Origin of the sequence: Croceibacterium soli, from assembly GCF_009828065.1 — a bacterium.
Classification (GTDB): domain Bacteria; phylum Pseudomonadota; class Alphaproteobacteria; order Sphingomonadales; family Sphingomonadaceae; genus Croceibacterium_B; species Croceibacterium_B soli.
This window is the reverse complement of sequence record NZ_WTYK01000002.1, coordinates 426,878-448,394: the sequence shown is the minus strand read 5'-3', so window position 1 is coordinate 448,394 and position 21,517 is coordinate 426,878. Positions and strand designations below refer to the sequence as shown.

The window sequence follows — 21,517 nt, the reverse complement described above, 5'->3', positions numbered from 1 at the left end:
TGGTGAGAGGGGTTCCGTCCCCTCGCAACTTTGACTAGGGCCTGCAGCGCAGACCCTAGTCTTCGTATCTCTCCCGCAGGGGTGAGATAGATCTCAGCGCGAATAAAGCGAAAGCGAGTGCACTCATGAAACTGAACGAAATCCGCGACAATCCCGGCGCCCGCAAGAGCCGGATGCGCGTCGGCCGGGGCATCGGCTCGGGCAAGGGCAAGACCGGCGGCCGCGGCCAGAAGGGCCAGAAGAGCCGTTCGGGCGTGTCCATCGCCGGCTTCGAAGGCGGTCAGATGCCGCTCCACATGCGTCTGCCTAAGCGCGGCTTCAACAACCCGTTCGGCAAGGACTTCGCCGAAGTGAACCTGGGCATGGTCCAGAAGTTCATCGACGCGGGCAAGCTCGACGCGAGCGGCACGATCGACCACGACGCGCTCAAGGCGATCGGCCTGGCCAAGGGTGGCAAGGACGGCGTGCGTCTGCTCGGCAAGGGCGAGCTGACCTCCAAGGTCACTTTCAAGGTCGCCGGCGCCAGCAAGGGCGCGATCGCCGCGGTCGAGAAGACCGGCGGCAAGGTCGAGCTTCCCGAAGCTCAGCCTTCCGAGCACGAGAAGAAGACGGCCCGGCGCGAAGTGAACAAGACTGCTAAAGCGGCGAAGACCGCGAAGTAACGGGTACAAGGACGGCGGGCGGGGTTTCACAATCCCGCCCGCGCCCTATATGGGCCTCTCGCAGGGTCCACGCCGGGGAGGGACCGGCGCCTTCAACAAAGGCAACCGAAGACGATGGCATCACGCGCCGATAATATCGCAAGCAATCTGAGCCTCGCCAACTTCTCCAAGGCGACCGAGCTCAAGAAGCGCATCTGGTTCACGATCGGAGCGCTGATCGTGTTCCGTTTCCTGAGCTTCGTGCCGCTGCCCGGCGTCAATCCGCTGATCCTGGAAACGCTCTACGACCAGACTCGTGGCGGCATCCTGGACCTGTTCAACACATTCTCGGGCGGCAGCCTCGAGCGCATGAGCCTCATCGCGCTCGGCGTGATGCCATACATCACCGCCTCGATCGTCATCCAGCTGGCCGCATCCCTTCATCCGTCGCTGATGGCGCTGAAGAAGGAAGGCGAAGCCGGCCGCAAGAAGCTCAACCAATACACCCGCTACGGCACGGTGTTCCTGTGCGCGATTCAGGGCTGGTTCCTGGCCGCGGGCCTTGAGGCCTACGGTGCGCAGAGCGGCCTGCAGGCCGTGGTCAATCCCGGTTACCTGTTCCGGTTCACGGCGGTGATCAACCTCATCGGCGGGACCATGTTCCTCCTTTGGCTGGGCGAGCAGATCACCAGCCGCGGGATCGGCAACGGCGTGTCGCTGATCATCATGGCCGGCATCGTCGCGCAATTCCCGGTGTTCATCGGCAACCTGTTCGAAGGCGGCCGCACCGGTTCGATCAGCGCGATCGTGATCATCGGCCTGATCGCCATGATCATCGGCCTGATCCTGTTCATCTGCTTCATGGAGCGCGCCCAGCGCCGCCTTCTGGTGCAGTATCCGAAGCGCGCCAGCGCTCGCGGAATGATGCAGGCCGACCGCAGCCACTTGCCGCTGAAGCTCAACACCGCCGGCGTGATCCCGCCGATCTTCGCCAGCTCGCTGCTGCTGCTGCCGCTGACGATCAGCCAGTTCGCCGGCAACTCGGTGAGCACGGACAGCACGTTCTACAGCGCGATCCAGACGCTTAACCAGTATCTGGCGCACGGCCAGCCGATCTACCTGGCGCTCTATGCCGCCGGCATCATCTTCTTCTGCTTCTTCTACACCGCGGTGGTCTTCAACCCGGAAGAGACGGCGGAGAACCTGAAGAAGAACGGCGGCTTCATCCCGGGCATCCGTCCGGGCAAGAACACCGCGACCTATCTCGACTACGTGCTTACCCGGATTACCGTGATCGGCGCCGCCTATCTGACGCTGGTCTGCGTACTGCCGGAGTACATGATCGCGCAGACGGGCGTTCCGCTGTTCCTGGGCGGCACCAGCCTGCTGATCGTGGTCAACGTGACCGTCGATACGATCAGCCAGATCCAGTCGCACCTGCTGGCGCACCAGTACGGCGATCTGATCAAGAAGGCGAAGCTCAAGGGCCGGATGCGCTAAGCGCGCACCAGGGTTAGGGAGAGGTCCCGGTGAACATTATCCTTCTTGGACCGCCGGGAGCGGGCAAGGGCACGCAGTCGGCGCGCCTGGTCGAGCGCCACGGAATGCGCCAGCTTTCCACGGGTGACATGCTGCGCGCGGCGGTTGCAGCCCGCACGCCGGTCGGGATCCGGGCCAAGGAAGTCATGGACCGCGGCGAGCTCGTCTCCGACGAGATCGTCTCTGCCCTGATCGACGCGGAACTGGCTGCGCTCGGCGACGACGTAGGCGTGATCTTCGACGGCTATCCCCGCACGGCCGCTCAGGCCGAGCAGCTCGACGCGATCCTCGCGAAGCACGGCCGCAAGCTGCACCACGTGGTCGAACTCGATGTCGACGAGGATGCGCTGGTCGAGCGGATCACCGGCCGCTTCACCTGCGCCTCATGCGGGGCCGGATATCACGACGTCTTCAAGCAGCCCAAGGTGGCGGAAGTCTGCGACAAGTGCGGCAGCACCGAGTTCAAGCGCCGGCCTGACGACAACGAGGAAACAGTCCGCACGCGGATGGCGGAATACCGGGCGAAGACGGCTCCGATCCTGCCTCTCTACGAAGAGCGCGGCATCGTCTCGCGCGTCGACGGCATGGCCGACATCGACGAAGTGACCGAGGCCGTCGAGGCGGTTCTCGCCAGCTGACCCGCCGCGTGGCGATAGGGCGCGACATCGATCTCGCGCGCCGCTATCTTCGCTCCATGCGCTGGATCATTCCGCTCGCCGCGTTCGCCTGCTCCGCTCCCGCTGCGGCGGAAGTGACATCACGCAGTGATAGCGGCTTTGCCATTGCCGGGCGCCTGACGGCTGCCGTTTCACCCGAACAGGCTTGGGCCGCCTTGGTCGAGCCCTCCCTGTGGTGGGATCCGGAACACAGCTGGTCGGGGCAGGGCGCGAACTTATCCATCGATCCGCGCGCCGGCGGGTGCTTCTGCGGGTCGCTTCCCGGCGGTGGATCGGTCGAGCATATGCGGGTGATATATGCCGCGCCCGGTCAGCAGCTGCGGATGAGCGGGGCACTCGGTCCGCTGCAGGGGGAGGGGCTCGCGGCGACAATGTCGGTAACGATCGAGCGGCAGTCGGAAGGAACCACGCTCGCCTGGACCTACAAAGTCGGCGGCCATACCGAACTGCCGCTGGACCGGATCGCCCCGGCCGTGGATGCGGTCCTGTCCGCGCAGTTCGGCCGCCTTTCCGCTCACCTGGACGGCGAAGGCACTGGTCCTGCCGACTGAAGCCAGGTTTTGACCGCAAGGGCGATTCCGGCTATAGGGCGTTCAGCGGTTGCCGGGGGTCGCGATCGCTGTGCTGCGCGGGATTGCCCTTCGTGGCCATGTCTGCTGTTGACGGCAGAGGCGAATCGCCGTAAGCGGCCCTCATTCGAGAATTCGGGATTCAGTCCGGCAGGCGGCAGCCTTGATGCGCGCCAACCGGGCTTTTTGCCGTTCAGCGGCGACCCGACTTCCCGAATGTCGCGATGAGATAGGGGCGCCCGCGAGGCGGGCATCATGTCCCTGTGGAGCATGGAGAATTAAGTGGCTCGTATTGCCGGGGTGAACATCCCCACCAACAAGCGCGTTATCGTGGCGCTGACCTACATTCACGGTATCGGTCCGACGACGGCGAAGAAGATTGCCGACAAGCTGGGAATCGATCACACCCGCCGCGTGCAGGACCTGAACGACCAGGAAATCCTGCAGATCCGCGAGACGATCGACGCCGACCACACGGTCGAGGGCGATCTCCGCCGCGACACGTCGATGAACATCAAGCGACTGATGGATCTGGCCTGCTACCGCGGCCTTCGTCACCGCAAGGGCCTTCCGGTCCGTGGCCAGCGCACGCACACCAATGCGCGCACCCGCAAGGGCAAGGCCAAGCCGATCGCCGGCAAGAAGAAGTAAGCGCGGCTTCGGCTGCAGCTTCACTTTTCCAGATTCTAGGACAGGATACGAACCATGGCACGCGAACCCCAGCGCATCCGTAGGCGGGAACGCAAGAATATTTCGAGCGGCGTCGCTCACGTCAACGCCAGCTTCAACAACACCATGATCACCATCACCGATGCGCAGGGCAATGCGATCAGCTGGTCCAGCGCCGGCATGATGGGCTTCAAGGGCAGCCGCAAGTCGACCCCGTATGCCGCTCAGGTTGCGGCCGACGATGCCGGCAAGAAGGCCGCCGAGCATGGCGTCCGTACGCTCGAGATCGAGATCAAGGGTCCGGGCTCCGGCCGTGAATCCGCGCTGCGGGCCTTGCAAGCGGTGGGCTTCACCATCACATCTATCCGCGATGTGACGCCGATCCCGCACAATGGCGTGAGGCCGTCCAAGCGCCGCCGCGTCTGATCGAAACTGCCGCGGCTCACGCCGCAAAAGCAATTCGCATCGGCCGCGGCGCTCCCAGCGCTCCGCGGCCGATGCCGCCAGTAGAACACCTTTAGGGGAACTCCATGTCCGTCAACACGAAGAACTGGCAGGAACTCAAGAAACCCAACAGTCTCGACGTCAAGGAAGGCGGCGACAAGAAGCGCAAGGCGACCTTCGTTGCCGAGCCGCTCGAGCGTGGCTACGGCCTGACGCTCGGCAACGCGCTGCGCCGCGTGCTGCTCTCCTCGCTCCAGGGCGCGGCGATCACCTCGATCAAGATCGAGAACGTGCTGCACGAGTTCTCCAGTCTTGCCGGTGTGCGTGAGGACGTGACCGACATCGTGCTCAACGTGAAGCAGATCGCGCTGCGCATGGAAGGCGAGGGCCCCAAGCGCCTGCAGCTGTCCGTGACCGGCCCTGCCGACGTCAAGGCCGGCGACATCGCCGTTTCGGGCGACATCGAGGTCCTCAACAAGGACCTGCTGATCTGCCACCTCGACGAAGGTGCGACGCTGAACATGGAACTGACGGCGGACACCGGCAAGGGCTACGTTCCGGCCGTGCAGAACCGTCCCGCGGATGCGCCGATCGGCCTCATCCCGATCGACAGCCTTTACTCGCCGGTGCGCCAGGTGAGCTACAAGGTCGAGAACGCCCGCGTGGGCCAGGAACTGGACTACGACAGGCTTTCGCTGACCGTCGAGACCGACGGCACGGTCACGCCGGAAGACGCGGTGGCTTATGCCGCGCGCATCCTGCAGGATCAGCTGTCGCTGTTCGTCCACTTCGAGGAGGGCATTCCGCAGCCGCAGGGCCAGATGATCGGCGTGGCCGCCAAGCCGGAAGAGTCCGACGCCAACCAGCTCAACCGTTACCTGCTCAAGAAGGTCGACGAGCTGGAGCTTTCGGTCCGCAGCGCCAACTGCCTCAAGAACGACAACATCATCTACATCGGCGACCTGGTCCAGAAGACCGAAGCCGAGATGCTGCGCACGCCGAACTTCGGCCGCAAGTCGCTCAACGAGATCAAGGAAGTGCTGTCCAGCATGGGCCTGCGCCTCGGCATGGACATCCCTGGCTGGCCGCCCGAGAACATCGAGGAAATGGCCAAGAAGCTGGAGCAGGAACTGCTCGGCTAACGGATCGCTGCAGATCTAGCTCCTAAGGGAGCAGCGCCAATCACCAGAAGGGCCGCCCACCGGGCGGCCCTTTTCGTTTGTGCCGATGAGGTGGCGCCAGGGAGCCACTGCTACCAGGCTACAATCAGGGAGCTGTCCCATCAGGGCGCTCAGCAGCGCTCCAATGAAAAGGGGTCCCGCCAGGGACCCCCAAACTGTTCAGATGCTGTGATGGTTCAGCTTGTGCAGATCACCAGTCGCCTAGGAACCACCGCCAGAAGCCACGGTGTTGCTGAGGGCGACGGGGATTGCTGCCCCGGGGAGCCTGCATAATCTTCCGTTTGGACATGGTCGAAGCCTCCTGCTGATGAGGCCGCGACGATGCATTAACCTTAACAAACTGTAAAGGTTTATCGTTAATTTTGCCTCAGGTGCAGGCTAGGGAGGTGGCTTGTGGCGAGGTTCGCAAACGAATCCAAAGTATTGGGTCGGCCCAGGAAGTACCCTTGCGCCGCATCGCAGCGGATCTCCTTCAAAGTCGAAAGCGTCGCGGCGTCCTCCACGCCTTCTGCGACGGTGGTGATTCGCAGATCGGATCCGAGCTTGACGAGTGATTCGACGATGCAGCGGGCCTTTGCGCTATCGCGCACACGAGACACGAACATGCGGTCGATTTTTAGTTCGTCAAAAGGCAGCAACAGCAAGGTTTCCATGCTGGTTGCACCCACTCCGAAGTCGTCGATTGAGAGCCGTACGCCGAGCGCGCGCAGCCGGTCCATTACCAGGCGGGCGGTGTCATAGTCGCTGATGCGCGAAGTCTCGGTGATTTCCAGCGTCAATCGTCGTGCAGGAAACGGGCAGCGGGACAGCACCTCGCTCAGCATTGCGGCGACCCGGAGGTCGTGCAGCAGGATCGCTGATACGTTGATCGAAAGCTGGAAATCGGTTGCGGCCAATGGCGATGTGGCAACGGCGCCGATGGCGTCCTCGAAGACCTTCTTCGTCAGTGCGTCCATTCGCCCGACCTGTTCGCACTGTTCGATAAAATAGGCAGGCGAAATGTGCCCCCGCTCGCGATCGTTCCAGCGGACCAGGGCTTCGGCCCCGAACATCGTGCCTGAGAGGATATCGAACTGGGGCTGATATACGACGTAGATCTCACCCGAGCGCAGCGCCTGATCGATCTTTGCCTGAAGTGAGACATTCCACAGGCGGTCCGCTTGCGAGGATTCGCATGCCAGGAGGACAGGGGTGTGAGCCTCGGTGGTCCGTTCGGCCGCCGCTGCAGCTGCGGCGATCTTGCGGGCGGCATCGTCTTCGGTCGTCGCATCGGCGCCGAAGGTAATCCCCACGTCGACGGCGGTTCCGGCAATGTCGAGCGGATGCGCCAGCACTGCCCTCAGGCCAGTCAGGTGGGCGAAAAGCTGCTCTTCGTCATCAGCCTCCTGCATCCAGGCGAGGTAGCGACCGCCATTGCTGTAGACGACCAGATCTTCGTCCGCGATCCGCAGGCGATCCGCTGTCAGTCGCACGTAATCGCCGTGATGCCGGGTGGCCAAGGACGAGAGCACCGCGTCGAACCGGTGAACCTTCGCAACAACAACAGCTGGCAACCGGTGCGAGTCTCGTCCGGCGAGGTCCTGCTCCAGTTGGCGGAAGCTGGGCAGGCCGCTCAGTGCGTCGGTAAGCGCGGCCTTCTCCTGCCGCATGTGCCACAGGCGCTGCACCGCGAAGATCGCGAGAAACGCGACCGGTGTCGTGAGATCGGCAAAGATGCGCAGGTGGGGAAGCGTGAACAGAAGCGCGACGGGAACCGCCGCGGCTGCAGCGTAAACAAGTCGCCGGCGGCGGGCGTGCTTCAGCGCGAGAGTAGCGCCCAGGAGCAATGCGACCACCAGCAGCAGCGGCGCAAACCAGCCGATGACCAACGGAGGCCCGATCTTGAGCGTCTCCGCGGCCAGGATCGCCACGATGCTGGGCGGGACGTGCTGCTTTCCGGGAACGGACGCGAAGTCGGTGGCGGTGTCGCTGCCCCCGATCACGATGGTCTTCTCGCCAAAGGATCGCTCGGCCGTGCCGGAGGCGAGCGCCGCGGTTGCTTCGTTGACACTGAAGAAGGGGATCGATGCCAAATCGATAGAGTAATCGATCGGGAATTCGGCGTTTACCGGCCCGGTTTTCCCGGTGATGGCTGCGGGTACGCTCGGCAAGATCAGCCCATCGGCCACAGCGGAATACGATTCGAACCATTGGTATCCGAACGGGCTGAGCCATCGCTTGTTGATTGCCTGGGGTGCTGAGCCGGCGATTTCCGGCAGGGTGCGCCTCAAGCGCTCCCCCGCTGCCGCTTTGACATAGCCTTGCGCCAGAACCGTTCGCCCGGAGCGGGCGATGGAGTCCCGAAGGGCTTGGTCGACTTGCGCACCAGCGGGGCGGTCGAAGACTATGTTGAGCACAATCTTGCGCGCGCCTGCCTGCGTCAGTCCGCTGACGAGACCCGCCACTTCCCGGCGTGCCTGGACGTTCGAGGGATTGCTGGGATCGTCCCTGATCTCGACGAACACGATATCGCCGGACGCCGGCCGAGATGCGATCTGCGCGTGCATCTGCCATTCCCTCGGCCGCGCGGGCTCGAAGAAGTCGATACTCCCCAACAGCGCAGCAAGCGCGGCCGCGATGAGTGCGTGCCGGGCCCGTTCGCTTCGCCAGAGGTGCTTCAGCAACGTCATTCGGTACCTGTCCGCGCGCCCGGTCGGCCCACCCGAGCGGGTGGACTGCGGCAGGATTAACAGGTGATCGTAAACGCATCGTTTAGGTTAACCGGCCGGATACACGGCCTGGCAATGCCTGTAGGTAGGCCTTTCGAAGGCGCAAAGGCTTGACTTCCCCGCCAGCTTCGGCTTTGGCGCGGCCTCTTCTGGAGGGTGATGGCGGCGACCCGAACTGCTGCCTGGACCGGGGTACCTGATACGGCCCCCTTACGAACGGAGTACTGAATATGCGCCACGGAATTTCCGGCCGCAAGCTGCAGCGCAAATCCGGCCACCGCGCCGCCCTGCTGCGCAACATGGCCGCCGCGCTGATCAAGCACGAGCAGATCAAGACCACCACCCCGAAGGCGAAGGAGCTGCGGCCCTACGTCGAGAAGCTGATCACGCTGGCGAAGCGTGGCGGGCTTTCAAACCGCCGCCTGGCGCACGGCCGCATGATGGACGACGCGCAGGAGCGGAAGCTGTTCGAGGTTCTGGCCGAGCGTTACGCCGGTCGTGAAGGCGGCTACACCCGCATCATCAAGGCCGGCATCCGCGCTTCGGACGCGGCGCCGATGGCGATCATCGAACTGGTTGACCGCGACGTCAGCGCCAAGGGCCAGGACAGCGGCCCGGTGATGAACGAGAGCGAGTTCGAGGACGCGTAAAAGCTTCTCTCGAAATACGGCAGGCAAGGGGCGGTCGCAGCGATGCGGCCGCCCTTTCTGTTGGTGCCCCGGAAACCTCCAGTCGAGGTGAGGTTGTTCACCTTGCTTTCAGATTTCCTGAACGCTTTATGACTGCGGGGTTCAGCAGCACCTCAACCCCGGTCGGTTAGAACCTTAGCCATGACAGGAGCACTCCGCTCCCCCATGCGAAAGGTGAAGACGATGAAGAACTTGTCCAAAGCCCTGGTCGGAACCGTCGCGGCTGGCGCGATGGCGATGACTTCGGCGTCCGCCATGGCCCAGGGCCGCTATTACGATCGCGACGACGACGACATCGACGTCGGTGATATCATTGCCGGTGCCTTGATCATCGGCGGCATCGCCGCCGTTGCGTCGTCCGCCGGCCGTGACCGGTATGATCGTTATGACGATCGCTATCGGTATGACGATCGCTACTACCGCTCGGGCAATCCGCGCACGGCAGTGGAACAGTGCGTCTATGCCGCAGAGCGCACCGCCAACCGCTATTCCTACGGCGGCCGCGCGCATGTGACCGACATCCGCGATGTCGACAGCCGGCGGGACGGTTACCGGGTGAAGGGCCGCATCGCGGTCAACACCAGGAGCAACGACTGGCGCCGCGGCTGGGGCAACGACTATCGTGGCTGGGACAACCGCTACAGCGGCTACGACGCAGGCAAGTTCACCTGCGATGTTCGCTACGGCCGGGTTGTCGGCCTCGACTTCGACGGCATCCGCGGGCTCCGCTAAGAGCCCCGACGAACATGGGCGGTTCGGCTGTCGAGGCCGGGCCGCCTAAGCTTGCCGTGAATAAGCCGGCAGCTCGATCCGCCATATGAGGGCCGCGCCGCGCAGCGCGAAGGCGGCGAGCGCCGCGGCTGACCACACTGGCGCGGGCGGCAGGCCGGCCACGCTCCCGAGCGCGCACAGAGCGGCGCCTAGCGCGGCGGCGGTGACGTAGAGCTCCGGCCGCATCAGGATCGAGGGCAGGCCGGCGAGAAGGTCGCGAACGATCCCTCCGGCGCAACCGCTGATGACCCCAACCACCACCGCCGGCACCGGCGCAACGCCGTAGGCCAGCGCCTTGGCCGTTCCGATCACCGCATAAGTGGCCAGCCCGGCCGCGTCCGCCCATTCGAGCAGTGCACCCTCCCACCAGCGTCGCGGCGTGAACCAGGCCACCAGCGCGACGGCGAAGATCAGTGGTGCGACCCATTGGTCGTCCAGCCAGAAGGGCCGCACGCCGATCAGCAGGTCGCGCACGGTGCCCCCGCCGACGCCGGTGACCAGGGCGAAGAAACTCAAGGTCACGAAAGTCTGCTTGAGACGGGCCGCCACCAGCGCGCCGCTCAGCGCGAACACCGCGGTGCCGGCCAGGTCGAGCAGCGGGGGCAGGGCGGGCGCGATCACGCTTTCGGCCGCGCCTTCCGCCGGCGGAACAGCAGGATGCAGCCGAGCAGCGCGCCAAGCGTCCCGAGCACTGCGAAGCCGATGATCAGCGGGTGGTGCGGGTTCTCGCGGTTCTCCAGGTTCATGATGTGCAGTGCCCACATCAGGTCGTAAGTGCGCCACCATCCGGTGCGCACCGCCAGGATCTCGCCGGTGCTGGCATCCAGATAGACGTTCGTGCCGTCGGAGAAGCGCGCCTGCCAGGCATTCACGCCCGCGCGCAGATCGCTCGGCGGTGCGTCGGAGGGGGTGTAGACCACGGCTTCGAGCCTGCCGTCACCGGCGTAAGCCGCGTCGGCGATCTCCCGGGCTTCGGACTCGATCACCGGCGGGATCAGCGTTCCATCCGGCGCGAAGTAGCGGTAGCGGGCGCCCTCCGCGGTCGACACGAGCCACACCGGGCCGATCGGCTGCTGGACCAATTCGGCGCCGATGATCGGCTCGCCCACGTCCGGCAGGGCATAGCGGCCCTCCGTCACAAGGGCGGCGGGAGCCCGCAGGTGTTCTCCACGGACCTCCTCGATCGGTCGGGCGACCATGATCAGGCCGGTGAGCGTCCACATCAGGAAGGGAGCGCCGACCACCCAGCCGAGCCAGATATGCCACCGGGCGAAGCGCCGCATCATGCGTTGTTGAGCCATTCCACGGCGTTACCGCGCCGGGCGGGACACCGCTAGTCGCGAGCGAACAATTGCCGGAGGTCGGCGAAGGCCTTCATCTCGATCGCATTGCCGCTGGGATCACGGAAGAACATCGTCGCCTGCTCGCCCGCCTTGCCCGGAAAGCGGATGTGCGGTTCGATCACGAACTCGGTGCCGGCGGCCTTGAGCCGGTCGGCAAGGGCCTGCCAGTCGGCCATCTCCAGCACCACACCGAAATGCGGCACCGGCACGTCGTGGCCGTCGACGGGGTTGCTCGCATCCGCTGTCGGCGCCGGCGCGAGATGGGCGACGATCTGGTGGCCGTAGAAGTCAAAATCGATCCACTCGCTGCTGCTGCGCCCCTCAGGGCAACCGATCACGCCGCCCCAGAACGCGCGGGCTTGCGCGAGATCGTGGACGGGGAACGCGAGGTGGAACGGGCGGAGGATCATTCTGGGGCTCGCTTGCTGTCCTTCGAGACGCCTCAGTCTAAGACTTCGGCTCCTCAGGACGAACGGGGTTTGGGTTGAGGGCAAATTTCCGTTCGTCCTGAGGAGCGAGGGCGCATGCCCGAGCGTCTCGAAGGATCAGATGTGAATAGGCTTCCCCGTGACCGCCATTGCCGCTTCCTTGATCGCTTCGGAGTGCGTCGGGTGGGCGTGGCAGGTGTAGGCGATGTCCTCGCTGGTGGCGCCGAACTCCATCGCCTGCGCCGCTTGCGCGATCATGGTGCCGGCGACCGAGGCGATGCACCAAACGCCGAGCACGCGATCGGTTTCGGCGTCGGCGATGATCTTCACGAAGCCGTCGGGCTCGTGGTTGGTCTTGGCGCGGCTGTTGGCGAGCATCGGGAACTTGCCGACCTTGACGGCGCCTTGTTCCTTTGCCTGTTCCTCGGTCAGGCCGACGCCGGCGATCTCGGGCCAGGTGTAGACCACCGAGGGGATCACATCGTGGTTCACGATGCCGGTCTGCCCGGCGATGTTCTCGGCCACGGCGATGCCTTCGTCCTCGGCCTTGTGCGCCAGCATCGGGCCGGGGATCACGTCGCCGATCGCCCAGACGCCGTCGACCGCAGTGCGGAAGTCGTGATCGGTTTCGATCTGGCCCCGCTGGTTGGTCGTGAGGCCGATCGCCTCAAGGCCGAGCCCCTCGGTGTTCGCCTTGCGGCCGACGGAAACGAGCACGCAGTCGGCCTCCAGCGTCTCCGCGTTCCCGCCGGCAGCGGGTTCGAGCGTGAGCGTGGCCTTGTCGCCCTCAACCGTCACGCCGGTGACTTTGGTCGAGAGGCGGAACTCGATGCCCTGCTTCTTGAAGATCTTGTGCGCTTCCTTGCGCACGTCGCCGTCCATGCCGGGCAGGATCTGGTCGAGGAATTCGACGCAGATCACTTTCGCGCCGAGCCGCCGCCATACCGATCCGAGCTCGAGCCCGATCACGCCGCCGCCGATGACGACCATCGTCCTCGGCACCGCGCGCAGTTCAAGCGCGCCGGTGGAATCGACCACCACGCCCTTGGCATTGTCGATCTCGATGCCGGTGAGCGGAGTGACCGAGGAGCCCGTGGCGATGACCACGTTCTTCGCCGTGACCGTCTCCTCGCCGACTTTCACCGTGTGCGCATCCTGGAAGGTGGCGCGGCCCTTCTTCCAGTCGACCTTGTTCTTCTTGAACAGGTACTCGATCCCGCCGGTCAGCTGCTTGACAGCGTCGAGCCGCTGGCCGTGCATCGCATCGAGATTGAGCGTGGGCGTGACCTCGACGCCCATCTTGGCCATCGCGCCGTTGCTCGCTGCTTCGAAGTATTCCGATGCGTGCAGCATGGCTTTGGAGGGGATGCAGCCGACGTTGAGGCAGGTTCCGCCGAGCGTCTCGCGGCTTTCCGCGCACGCGGTCTTCAGGCCGAGCTGCGCCGCCCGGATTGCGGCGACATAGCCGCCGGGGCCGGCGCCGATGACGAGGACGTCGTAGTCGTAAGTCTGCTCAGCCATTTGGCCTCCGTCGTGCGGGTCCGCCCTTCGACAGGCTCAGGGCGAACGGCAAATGGGGTGCCCTGACGTTGCCGTTCGTGGTGAGCCTGTCGAACCACGAACTTGGATGAAAACTTACAAGTCGATCAGCATCCGCATCGGATCCTCGATCGCGTCCTTGATGATCTTGAGTGCGGTCACAGCCTCGCGGCCGTCGATGATGCGGTGGTCGTAAGACAGGGCGATGTACATCATCGGCTTGATCACGACCTGCCCGTTCACCGCGACCGGGCGATCCTCGATCCGGTGCAGGCCCAGGACCGCGCTCTGCGGCGGGTTGATGATCGGGGTGCTCATCAGGCTGCCGAACACGCCGCCGTTGGAGATGGTGAACGTGCCGCCCTGCATGTCCTGCATGGTCAGCGTCCCGTCCTTGGCGCGCGCGCCGAAGTCGGCGATATCGAGTTCGATCCGCGCGAAGCTCTTGCTGTCCGCGTCCCGCACCACTGGCACGACCAGGCCGTTGGGCGCACTGACCGCCACCGAGATATCGACGTAATCGTGATAGACGATCTCATCGCCTTCGAGATAGGCGTTGGCGGCGGGGATGTCCTTCAGCGCCAGGCAGCTCGCCTTGGCGAAGAAGCTCATGAAGCCGAGCTTGATGCCGTGCTTCTTGGCGAACAGGTCCTTGTAGGCTTCGCGCGCCTCGATCACCGCGGTCATGTCGACATCGTTGAACGTGGTCAGCAGCGCGGCTTCTTCCTGCGCGCTCTTGAGGCGGCGGGCGATCGTCTGGCGCATGCGGGTCATCTTGACCCGTTCGCTGCGGCGCTCCCCGCCAGCGGCGGAAGGTGCCGGGGAAGGGGCCGGCGCTTCCTTCGAGACGGAGGGAGCGGGGCTGTCCTTCTTGGCCTTGGCGGCGGAGAGAACGTCTTCCTTGGTCAGCCGCCCGTCCTTGCCGGTGCCCTTGATCTGGGTCGGATCGACGCCGTGCTCGAGAACCGCGCGGCGGACAGAGGGGGAAAGCGTCGTCGCATGGTCGTGGTGCTCGTCGTCCTTGGGCGGGTCTTCGAGCTCCTCGCCCGCTGCGCGCTCCTGCACGCCTTCGGTCTCGACGCGTTCGCGCGGCTCGACCTGGGTCGATTCACCGGCGGCGGTCTCGTTCTCGATCACCGCGATCACGGCGCCGACTTCGACCGTGTCGCCGACGCTGACCTTGTGCGCGCCCATCACGCCGGAAACGGGGGAGGGGACCTCGACCGCGACTTTGTCGGTCTCGAGGCTGGCGATCGGCTCGTCGAGGGCAACTTTGTCGCCCGGCTGCTTCAGCCATTCGCCGATCGTCGCCTCGGTCACGGATTCGCCGAGGGTGGGGACTTTCACTTCACTGGCCATGCGTCACTTTCCTCCGGCGTTCTTGCCGATGTTCGGGTCCCGCCGCGCGTCGCCGCTGTCGGCAATGCCAAGGGCGATCGAAACGAGCGCTTCCTGCTGCACTTTGTGGCGGCTGGCGAGGCCCGTGGCGGGCGAGGCGGAAACCTCGCGCCCGGCGTACTTCGCCCGCATGCCATCGTGCCCGGCGGCGATCAGCGCGTCCTCGATCTGGTTCTCCACGAAGAACCAGGCGCCGTTGTTCTTCGGCTCTTCCTGGCACCAGACGACCTCCTGCAGATTGGTCATCCGCTTGAGGCGCACGGCCAGCGGCTCGCCCGGGAACGGGTAGAGCTGCTCCAGCCGCACGATCGAGACGTTCTTCAGGTCTTCCTCGTCGCGCTTCTCCATCAGGTCGTAAGCGACTTTGCCCGAGCAGAGGACGAGGCGGCGGACATCCTTGTCGGCGATCTCGCGCTTGTCGGAGAGGATGCGCATGAAGTGGCTTTCGCCCAGGAACTTGTCGCAGCTGCTCTTGGCCTGCGGGTGGCGCAGCAGGCTCTTGGGCGTCATGATGATCAGCGGCTTGCGGAACGGCCGCAGCATCTGCCGGCGGAGAACGTGGAAGTAGTTCGCCGGGCTGGTGATGTTGCACACCTGGATGTTGTCGTTGGCGCAAAGCTGCAGGAACCGCTCCAGCCGCGCGGAGCTGTGCTCGGGGCCCTGGCCCTCGTAACCATGGGGCAGCAGCATCACCAGGCCGTTGGCCCGCAGCCACTTGGCTTCGCCCGCGGCGATGAACTGGTCGATGATGATCTGCGCGCCGTTGGCGAAGTCGCCGAACTGCGCTTCCCAGCACACCAGGGTCTTGGGATCGGCCAGCGAGAAGCCGTATTCGAAGCCGAGCACGCCGTATTCCGACAGCGGGCTGTCGTAGACCTCGAACTTGCCGTGCGGCAGGGTCGTCAGCGGGATGTACTTGCGCTCGTCCTGCTGGTCGATCCACATCGCGTGCCGCTGGCTGAAGGTGCCGCGGCCGGAATCCTGGCCCGACAGGCGCACGCCGAACCCTTCGGTGACGAGGCTGCCGAAGGCGAGCGCCTCGGCCGTTGCCCAGTCGAAGCCTTCGCCGCTTTCGAACATCTGCCGCTTGGCTTCGATCACCCGGGCCAGGGTCTTGTGGATGTTGAGCCCTTCGGGGACGGTCGTCAGCGTGCGGCCGAGGCTGTCGAACAGCTTGCGTTCGATCGCCGTGTGGACGTTGCGCCGTGCGGTTTCCGGATCGGCCGGCTTGTGCAGCCCGCTCCAGCGGCCGGCGAACCAGTCGACTTCGTTGGGCACGTAGCTCTTGCCGGCCTCGAACTCGCGCTCGAGCAGGTCGGTGAACTCGGCGCGGACAGCCGGAGCCACTCCGGCATCGATCACCCCTTCGGCCTTGAGCCGCTCCGAATAGATGTCGGAGACCCGCGGATGCTTGCGGATGCGCTCGTACATCAGCGGCTGGGTGAAGCTCGGTTCGTCGCCTTCGTTGTGGCCGAACCGGCGGTAGCACCACATGTCGATCACGATATCGCGCTTGAACTGCTGGCGGTATTCGATCGCCAGCTTGCAGGCGAAAGTGACCGCTTCGGGATCGTCGCCGTTGACGTGCAGAATCGGTGCTTGAACGCCCTTGGCCACGTCGGACGGGTAGGGCGAGCTGCGCGCGAACTGCGGGCTCGTGGTGAAGCCGATCTGGTTGTTGATGACGAAGTGGATGCAGCCGCCGGTGTTGTAGCCGCGCACGCCGGAGAAGCCGAGGCACTCCCAGACGATGCCCTGGCCGGCGAAGGCCGCGTCGCCGTGGATCAGGACCGGCAGCACTTCCTGGTGTTTGGCCAGGTCCTCGCGGGTGGCCTGCTGCGCCCGCACCTTGCCGAGCACGACCGGGTCGACCGCCTCAAGATGGCTCGGGTTCGGCACCAGGCTCATGTGCACCTTGATGCCGTCGAACTCGCGGTCGGTGCTGGTGCCGAGGTGATACTTCACGTCGCCGGAGCCGCCGACATCGTCGGGGTTGGCGGAACCGCCGGAGAATTCGTGGAAGATCACGCGGTAGGGCTTCGCCATAACGTTGGCGAGCACGTTCAGCCGGCCGCGGTGGGCCATGCCGTAGACGATCTCGCGAACGCCGAGCGCGCCGCCGTACTTGATCACCGCCTCAAGCGCCGGAATCATCGCCTCGCCGCCGTCGAGCCCGAAGCGCTTGGTGCCGACGTACTTCTTGCCGAGGAACTTCTCGTATTCCTCGCCGCGGATCACCGCCTGGAGGATCGCCTTCTTGCCTTCCGGCGTGAAGGTGATGACCTTGTCGGGACCTTCGATCCGCTCCTGCAGGAAGCGGCGTTCCTCCACGTCGGCGATATGCATGTATTCGAGGCCGACGTGGCCGCAGTAGTTCTTGCGCAGGATCTCCACCAGCTTGCAGGGCGTGATCCAGTCGATCCCCAGCGTGCCGCCGATGTAGACCTCGCGCTCCAGCGCTTCGCCGGTGAAGCCGTGCCATTCGAGCTTGAGATCGTCGGGCAGTTCGCGCTGCGAAAGGCCGAGCGGATCGAGATCGGCCGCCAGGTGGCCGCGCACGCGGTAGGTGCGGATCAGCAGCATGGCGCGGATCGAATCTGCCGCCGCCTGCTCGATCGCGCCGTCGTCCACCGGCTTGCCGGCCTTGGCCGCGGCCTGCTGGACCGCGATCTTCAGCGTCGTGGGATCGAGCGCATTGGTCAGATCGTCCCCGCCGCCGACGAGCGGCCAGCTTGCGTTCCGCCAGCTCGGCCCCGGCTGCGGCCCGTCCTGGCCGGTCAGCTCGGGAAGGAAATTCTGCGCTTCGTTACCCATGTGTGGAGGACTCGAGGAGGGAAGGGACGGACGGCTAACGGGCGCCGGCTTACGCCAGTTCCTTCAGCAGCGCGTCGAGAGTGGTGCCAAGTTCGCTGGGCGAGGCGGCGACGCGGATGCCCGCTTCTTCCATCGCCGCGATCTTGTCGTCCGCGCCGCCCTGGCCGCCGGAGACGATCGCCCCGGCATGGCCCATGCGGCGGCCCGGAGGGGCGGTGCGCCCGGCGATGAAGCCGACCATCGGCTTGGAGCGGCCACGCTTGGCTTCGTCCTTGATGAACTGGGCCGCTTCTTCCTCGGCGCTGCCGCCGATCTCGCCGATCATGATGATCGACTTTGTCTCGTCGTCCTTGAGGAACAGTTCCAGCACGTCGATGAAGTTGGTGCCGTTGACCGGGTCCCCGCCGATGCCGACCGCGGTGGTCTGGCCGAGGCCGACGGCGGTGGTCTGGTGCACTGCTTCGTACGTCAGCGTGCCGGAGCGGCTGACGACGCCGACGGTGCCCTTCTTGAAGATCGAGCCGGGCATGATGCCGATCTTGCATTCGCCGGGCGTGAGGACGCCGGGGCAGTTCGGCCCGATCAGGCGCGAGCTGGAGCCGGCAAGCGCGCGCTTCACGCGCACCATGTCGAGCACCGGAATGCCTTCGGTGATCGCCACGATCAGCTCGATCTCGGCGTCGATGGCTTCGAGGATCGAGTCCGCGGCGAAGGGCGGCGGAACGTAGATCACGCTGGCGGTGGCGCCGGTGGCGTGCTTCGCTTCGGCAACGGTGTCGAACACCGGCAGCCCGATGTGCGTCTGTCCGCCTTTGCCCGGGGTCACGCCGGCGACCATCTGCGTGCCGTAGTCAAGCGCCTGCTGCGTATGGAACGTTCCGGTATCGCCGGTCATGCCCTGGGTGATGACCTTGGTGTTCCGGTCGACGAGAATGCTCATTCGCTTGGTCTTCCCTTCGTCATCCCGGAGCCGGTCCGGGATCGCTGTCCACTTGCGCTGCGCCCGGAGGGCAGCGGTCCCGGCGCGATGGCCGGGACGACGTTCAATTCAGATTGCCGTCGATCGCCTTGCAGGCGACCAGCAGTTCCTTGACCGCGTCGACCGAAGTCTGGAAGTTCGCCTTCGCCTCGTCGTTCAGCGCGATCTCCGCGACCCGCTCCACGCCGCCGGCGCCGATCACCACCGGCACGCCGACATAGAGGTCGTCGACCCCATACTGACCGGTCAGGTGCGCGGCGCAAGGAAGCAGGCGCTTCTTGTCCTTCAGATAGCTCTCGGCCATCGCGATCGCGCTGGTGGCCGGGGCGTAGAATGCGCTGCCGTTGCCGAGCAACTGGACGATCTCGCCGCCGCCGGAGCGGGTGCGCTGGACGATCGCGTCGATCTTCTCCTGCGTCGACCAGCCCATCTTGATGAGGTCCGGCACCGGGATGCCCGCGACGGTCGAATACTCGATCACCGGGACCATCGTGTCGCCGTGGCCACCGAGCACGAAGGCGGTGACGTCTTCGACGCTGACGTCGAACTCATCGGCCAGGAAGTGGCGGAAGCGCGCGCTGTCGAGCACGCCGGCCATGCCGACGACCATGTTGTGCGGCAGGCCCGAATATTCGCGCAGCGCCCAGACCATGGCGTCGAGCGGGTTGGTGATGCAGATGACGAAGGCGTTCGGCGCATGCGCCTTGATGCCCGCGCCGACGGCCTGCATGACCTTGAGGTTGATGCCGAGCAGGTCATCGCGGCTCATGCCCGCCTTGCGCGGTACGCCGGCGGTGACGATCACCACGTCCGCCCCGGCGATGTCGGCATAGTCGCTCGTGCCCTTGAGCTTGGCGTCGTAGCCTTCGACCGGGCCGGCCTGGGCGAGGTCCAGCGCCTTGCCGCTGGGCATGCCTTCGGCGATGTCGAACAGGACGATGTCGCCCATTTCCTTCATTGCGGCGAGGTGGGCGAGGGTGCCGCCGATCATGCCGGCGCCGACGAGCGCAATCTTCTTGCGGGCCATGTGTCGATAGTCCTTCACTGCGCGGGCGCTCGCGAGATCGGTCCAAGGCACGTCCCCGCATCCCGCGAAAGGAGCCGTGCCCGGTGTGCGGCGGCAGCCCTAAGCGTGCACCCAAATCATGGCAACCGATAAAGTGCGGCAGGTGGGAACTATCTTTGCAATCAGTTCGCAATAGCGATAACTGCGGCAAACCGCCCTTGGCGGTCGCTAGCTCGCGAGGCGTTTACCCGTATCCAGGCCGTCGCGCTCCTGCGCCAGCAGCATGGCGGCGAGGAAATCGGGGACGGCACGGCTGAAGTAGTAGCCCTGACCCAAGGTGCAGCCGGCCGCGCTGACGGCCTGGACCTGCTCCACGGTCTCCAGCCCCTCGGCGACGATCTCCATTTCAAGAGTCGATCCCATTTCGGCCACGGCGCGGATGATCGCGTCGCTCTTCCGGCCGATGTGCGGACCGGACACGAAGCTGCGGTCGACCTTGATCTTCTTGAATGGGAAGTTGTTGATGTAGCCGAGCGAGGAGTAACCCGTGCCGAAGTCGTCGAGAGCGAAGTTTACGCCCGCGGCCGAAAGCTCCTGCATGAAGCGCGCGGTGTTCTCGCTGTCGTCCATGAACAGGCTTTCGGTGACTTCCAGCTCGAGGCGGTGGGGCGGCAGCCCTGCGTCGCGCAAGGCGTTGAGGATGCCGAGAGCGGCCCCGGGCGCGCGGATCTGCAGGGGGGAGAGGTTCACCGCCAGGGTCACGTCGTCCGGCCACTGCGCCGCGGCCTTGGCGGCCTGCGCGGTGATCCAGTTGCCGAGCGTGATGATAACGCCGGTCTCTTCCGCGACGGGGATGAACTCGTCCGGCCGAAGCTCGCCTTTTTCAGGATGGAACCAGCGGACGAGGGCTTCGAACGTGCGGATCCGGCCGGTCTTCAGATCGACGATCGGCTGGAAGAAGATCGACAACTCGTCGCGCAGGATGGCGGAGCGCAGCTCGGTCTCGATCTCCTTCTTGCGCACGAGGTCGCGGGTCATCGAAGGGTCGAAGAAGCGCAGCTGGTTCCGGCCGCCGACTTTGGCGTGATAGAGCGCCAGGTCCGCGCTCTGCATCACGGTTTCGATGTCCGGCCCGTCGTCGGGCAGCAGCGCCACGCCCATCGAGGCGCCGGTGCCGATGCGATGGCCGGAGATGCGGAACGGGCGCGAGAGGTCGCAGATCATCGCGCTGGCAAGCTGCTCGCACTGCGCGCGATCGTCGACGATGCAGGCGGCGACGAATTCGTCCCCGCCGAAGCGGGCGACGGTCGCGCCTTCCGGCACGGTGTCGATCAGGCGCTTGGCGACTTCGGCGAGCACCCCGTCGCCGATCGCATGCCCCAGGGTGTCGTTGACTTCCTTGAATCTGTCGAGGTCCAGCCAGAACAGCGCCAGGCTGCGGCCTTGGGGCAGCTTCATCATTTGCTCGACCAGGGCATGGTTCAGGCCCGCGCGGTTGAGCAGCCCGGTGACCACATCGGTCCGCGCCTGCTCGCGCATCTGGTCGGCCATCGTGGCACTCGCCTTCGCGGCAATGATCTGCTCGCGCAGAACCTCGAAGACATTCCGGGTGATCGAAGTCATCCCGAGGATGAGCATGACCAGGATGGCTGCGAAGACATAGAGCGGAGCGCCGCCGACCAGGAGACAGGCGACGAGGACCGGAACGCTTGCGAACAGCAACTGTCCCATCGCCATGACCGGCCGCCCGGCATTGCGCGCGGCGATACTGACGCCGTAGACGAGCGCATAGCTGACCGTCAGTGTCGGGAGGTGCGCGACGTTGCCGACGAGAAGGGTAAGAGCCCCCACAATACCGCCGAGCAGCGCGAAGCTCAGGGCGCCGAGCTGGAATACGAGGTCCAGTGAGTGAGTGTCGCCCCTTTCACTCTCACTGTCCTGCCGGAACCATAGCGTCGCGATCACGCGAGCGACCGCGACGATGATGAGGATGCCGGCGCTTGCGATTAGCAGCGGATGTTCGGTTAGCACCGCTGCAGTGACGGCCGTCGCGATGCCGGCCAGCGCGCCGAAGATGAGACTGGCGGGCTGCGCATAAAGCGATGCCACCAGCTTGCGCCTG

At 65.3% G+C, this 21,517-nt stretch carries 19 protein-coding genes; 9 read left to right on the top strand and 10 right to left on the bottom strand.

Translation table 11 applies throughout. From position 1 onward, the window contains the following. The first annotated feature begins 125 nt into the window (after positions 1–125). The 7 genes from rplO to GRI75_RS05210 all read left to right on the top strand — a co-directional run bounded on the left by rplO (position 126) and on the right by GRI75_RS05210 (position 5,681). Entirely contained in the window at positions 126–662 is a 537-nt protein-coding gene (gene rplO, locus GRI75_RS05240) for a 50S ribosomal protein L15 (protein WP_160745887.1), read from the top strand. Between the two features lie 114 nt (positions 663–776). Beyond that, positions 777–2,141, top strand: coding sequence for a preprotein translocase subunit SecY (gene secY / locus GRI75_RS05235; protein ID WP_160745886.1), 1,365 nt, complete (start codon positions 777–779; stop codon positions 2,139–2,141). 29 nt (positions 2,142–2,170) lie between these two features. After that, positions 2,171–2,818, top strand: a complete 648-nt coding sequence (locus GRI75_RS05230) for an adenylate kinase (RefSeq protein WP_160745885.1) — start codon at positions 2,171–2,173, stop codon at positions 2,816–2,818. 8 nt (positions 2,819–2,826) lie between these two features. Further along, positions 2,827–3,408 carry an SRPBCC domain-containing protein gene (locus GRI75_RS05225; RefSeq protein WP_160745884.1) on the top strand — a complete coding sequence of 194 codons (582 nt, stop codon included), beginning with the start codon at positions 2,827–2,829 and terminating at the stop codon, positions 3,406–3,408. A gap of 300 nt (positions 3,409–3,708) precedes the next feature. Continuing rightward, positions 3,709–4,077, top strand: coding sequence for a 30S ribosomal protein S13 (gene rpsM / locus GRI75_RS05220; protein WP_160745883.1), 369 nt, complete (start codon positions 3,709–3,711; stop codon positions 4,075–4,077). A gap of 54 nt (positions 4,078–4,131) precedes the next feature. Further along, positions 4,132–4,521, top strand: coding sequence for a 30S ribosomal protein S11 (gene rpsK / locus GRI75_RS05215; protein ID WP_160745882.1), 390 nt, complete (start codon positions 4,132–4,134; stop codon positions 4,519–4,521). Positions 4,522–4,625: 104 nt separating this feature from the next. Further along, positions 4,626–5,681 (top strand): DNA-directed RNA polymerase subunit alpha, encoded by a 1,056-nt coding sequence (locus GRI75_RS05210; RefSeq protein WP_160745881.1) that lies wholly within the window; start codon positions 4,626–4,628, stop codon positions 5,679–5,681. A 395-nt stretch (positions 5,682–6,076) separates the two neighbouring features. On the opposite strand, the gene GRI75_RS05205 is transcribed toward GRI75_RS05210, so the two are convergent. Next, the gene (locus GRI75_RS05205) at positions 6,077–8,389 is read right to left on the bottom strand and encodes an EAL domain-containing protein (RefSeq protein ID WP_160745880.1); all 2,313 of its coding nucleotides are present in this window, start codon (positions 8,387–8,389) and stop codon (positions 6,077–6,079) included. A 269-nt stretch (positions 8,390–8,658) separates the two neighbouring features. On the opposite strand from GRI75_RS05205, the gene rplQ reads away from it, so the two are divergent. Further along, on the top strand, positions 8,659–9,078 hold the full coding sequence (rplQ, locus tag GRI75_RS05200; protein ID WP_160745879.1) for a 50S ribosomal protein L17: 420 nt from the start codon (positions 8,659–8,661) through the stop codon (positions 9,076–9,078). 204 nt (positions 9,079–9,282) lie between these two features. Further along, positions 9,283–9,849, top strand: a complete 567-nt coding sequence (locus tag GRI75_RS05195) for a hypothetical protein (RefSeq protein WP_235911340.1) — start codon at positions 9,283–9,285, stop codon at positions 9,847–9,849. 45 nt (positions 9,850–9,894) lie between these two features. On the opposite strand, the gene GRI75_RS05190 is transcribed toward GRI75_RS05195, so the two are convergent. The 9 genes from GRI75_RS05190 to GRI75_RS05150 all read right to left on the bottom strand — a co-directional run bounded on the left by GRI75_RS05190 (position 9,895) and on the right by GRI75_RS05150 (position 21,504). Beyond that, positions 9,895–10,509 carry a trimeric intracellular cation channel family protein gene (locus GRI75_RS05190; RefSeq protein ID WP_328597934.1) on the bottom strand — a complete coding sequence of 205 codons (615 nt, stop codon included), beginning with the start codon at positions 10,507–10,509 and terminating at the stop codon, positions 9,895–9,897. Next, positions 10,506–11,189, bottom strand: coding sequence for a PepSY domain-containing protein (locus tag GRI75_RS14555; protein WP_160745877.1), 684 nt, complete (start codon positions 11,187–11,189; stop codon positions 10,506–10,508). Before GRI75_RS14555 ends, GRI75_RS05190 begins: the two co-directional genes overlap by 4 nt. A 32-nt stretch (positions 11,190–11,221) precedes the next feature. Further along, positions 11,222–11,641, bottom strand: coding sequence for a VOC family protein (locus GRI75_RS05180; RefSeq protein ID WP_160745876.1), 420 nt, complete (start codon positions 11,639–11,641; stop codon positions 11,222–11,224). 135 nt (positions 11,642–11,776) lie between these two features. Next, entirely contained in the window at positions 11,777–13,180 is a 1,404-nt protein-coding gene (gene lpdA / locus GRI75_RS05175) for a dihydrolipoyl dehydrogenase (protein ID WP_160745875.1), read from the bottom strand. A gap of 114 nt (positions 13,181–13,294) precedes the next feature. Next, positions 13,295–14,557 (bottom strand): 2-oxoglutarate dehydrogenase complex dihydrolipoyllysine-residue succinyltransferase, encoded by a 1,263-nt coding sequence (odhB, locus tag GRI75_RS05170; protein ID WP_160745874.1) that lies wholly within the window; start codon positions 14,555–14,557, stop codon positions 13,295–13,297. A gap of 3 nt (positions 14,558–14,560) precedes the next feature. Then, positions 14,561–17,410: a 2-oxoglutarate dehydrogenase E1 component gene (locus GRI75_RS05165; protein ID WP_160745873.1), complete on the bottom strand. Its 2,850-nt coding sequence runs from the start codon at positions 17,408–17,410 to the stop codon at positions 14,561–14,563. A 49-nt stretch (positions 17,411–17,459) separates the two neighbouring features. Then, on the bottom strand, positions 17,460–18,350 hold the full coding sequence (gene sucD, locus GRI75_RS05160) for a succinate--CoA ligase subunit alpha (RefSeq protein ID WP_160745872.1): 891 nt from the start codon (positions 18,348–18,350) through the stop codon (positions 17,460–17,462). Positions 18,351–18,453: 103 nt separating this feature from the next. After that, positions 18,454–19,416: a malate dehydrogenase gene (mdh, locus tag GRI75_RS05155; RefSeq protein WP_160745871.1), complete on the bottom strand. Its 963-nt coding sequence runs from the start codon at positions 19,414–19,416 to the stop codon at positions 18,454–18,456. A 207-nt stretch (positions 19,417–19,623) separates the two neighbouring features. Continuing rightward, entirely contained in the window at positions 19,624–21,504 is a 1,881-nt protein-coding gene (locus tag GRI75_RS05150; RefSeq protein WP_328597933.1) for a putative bifunctional diguanylate cyclase/phosphodiesterase, read from the bottom strand. Positions 21,505–21,517: the final 13 nt, after the last annotated feature.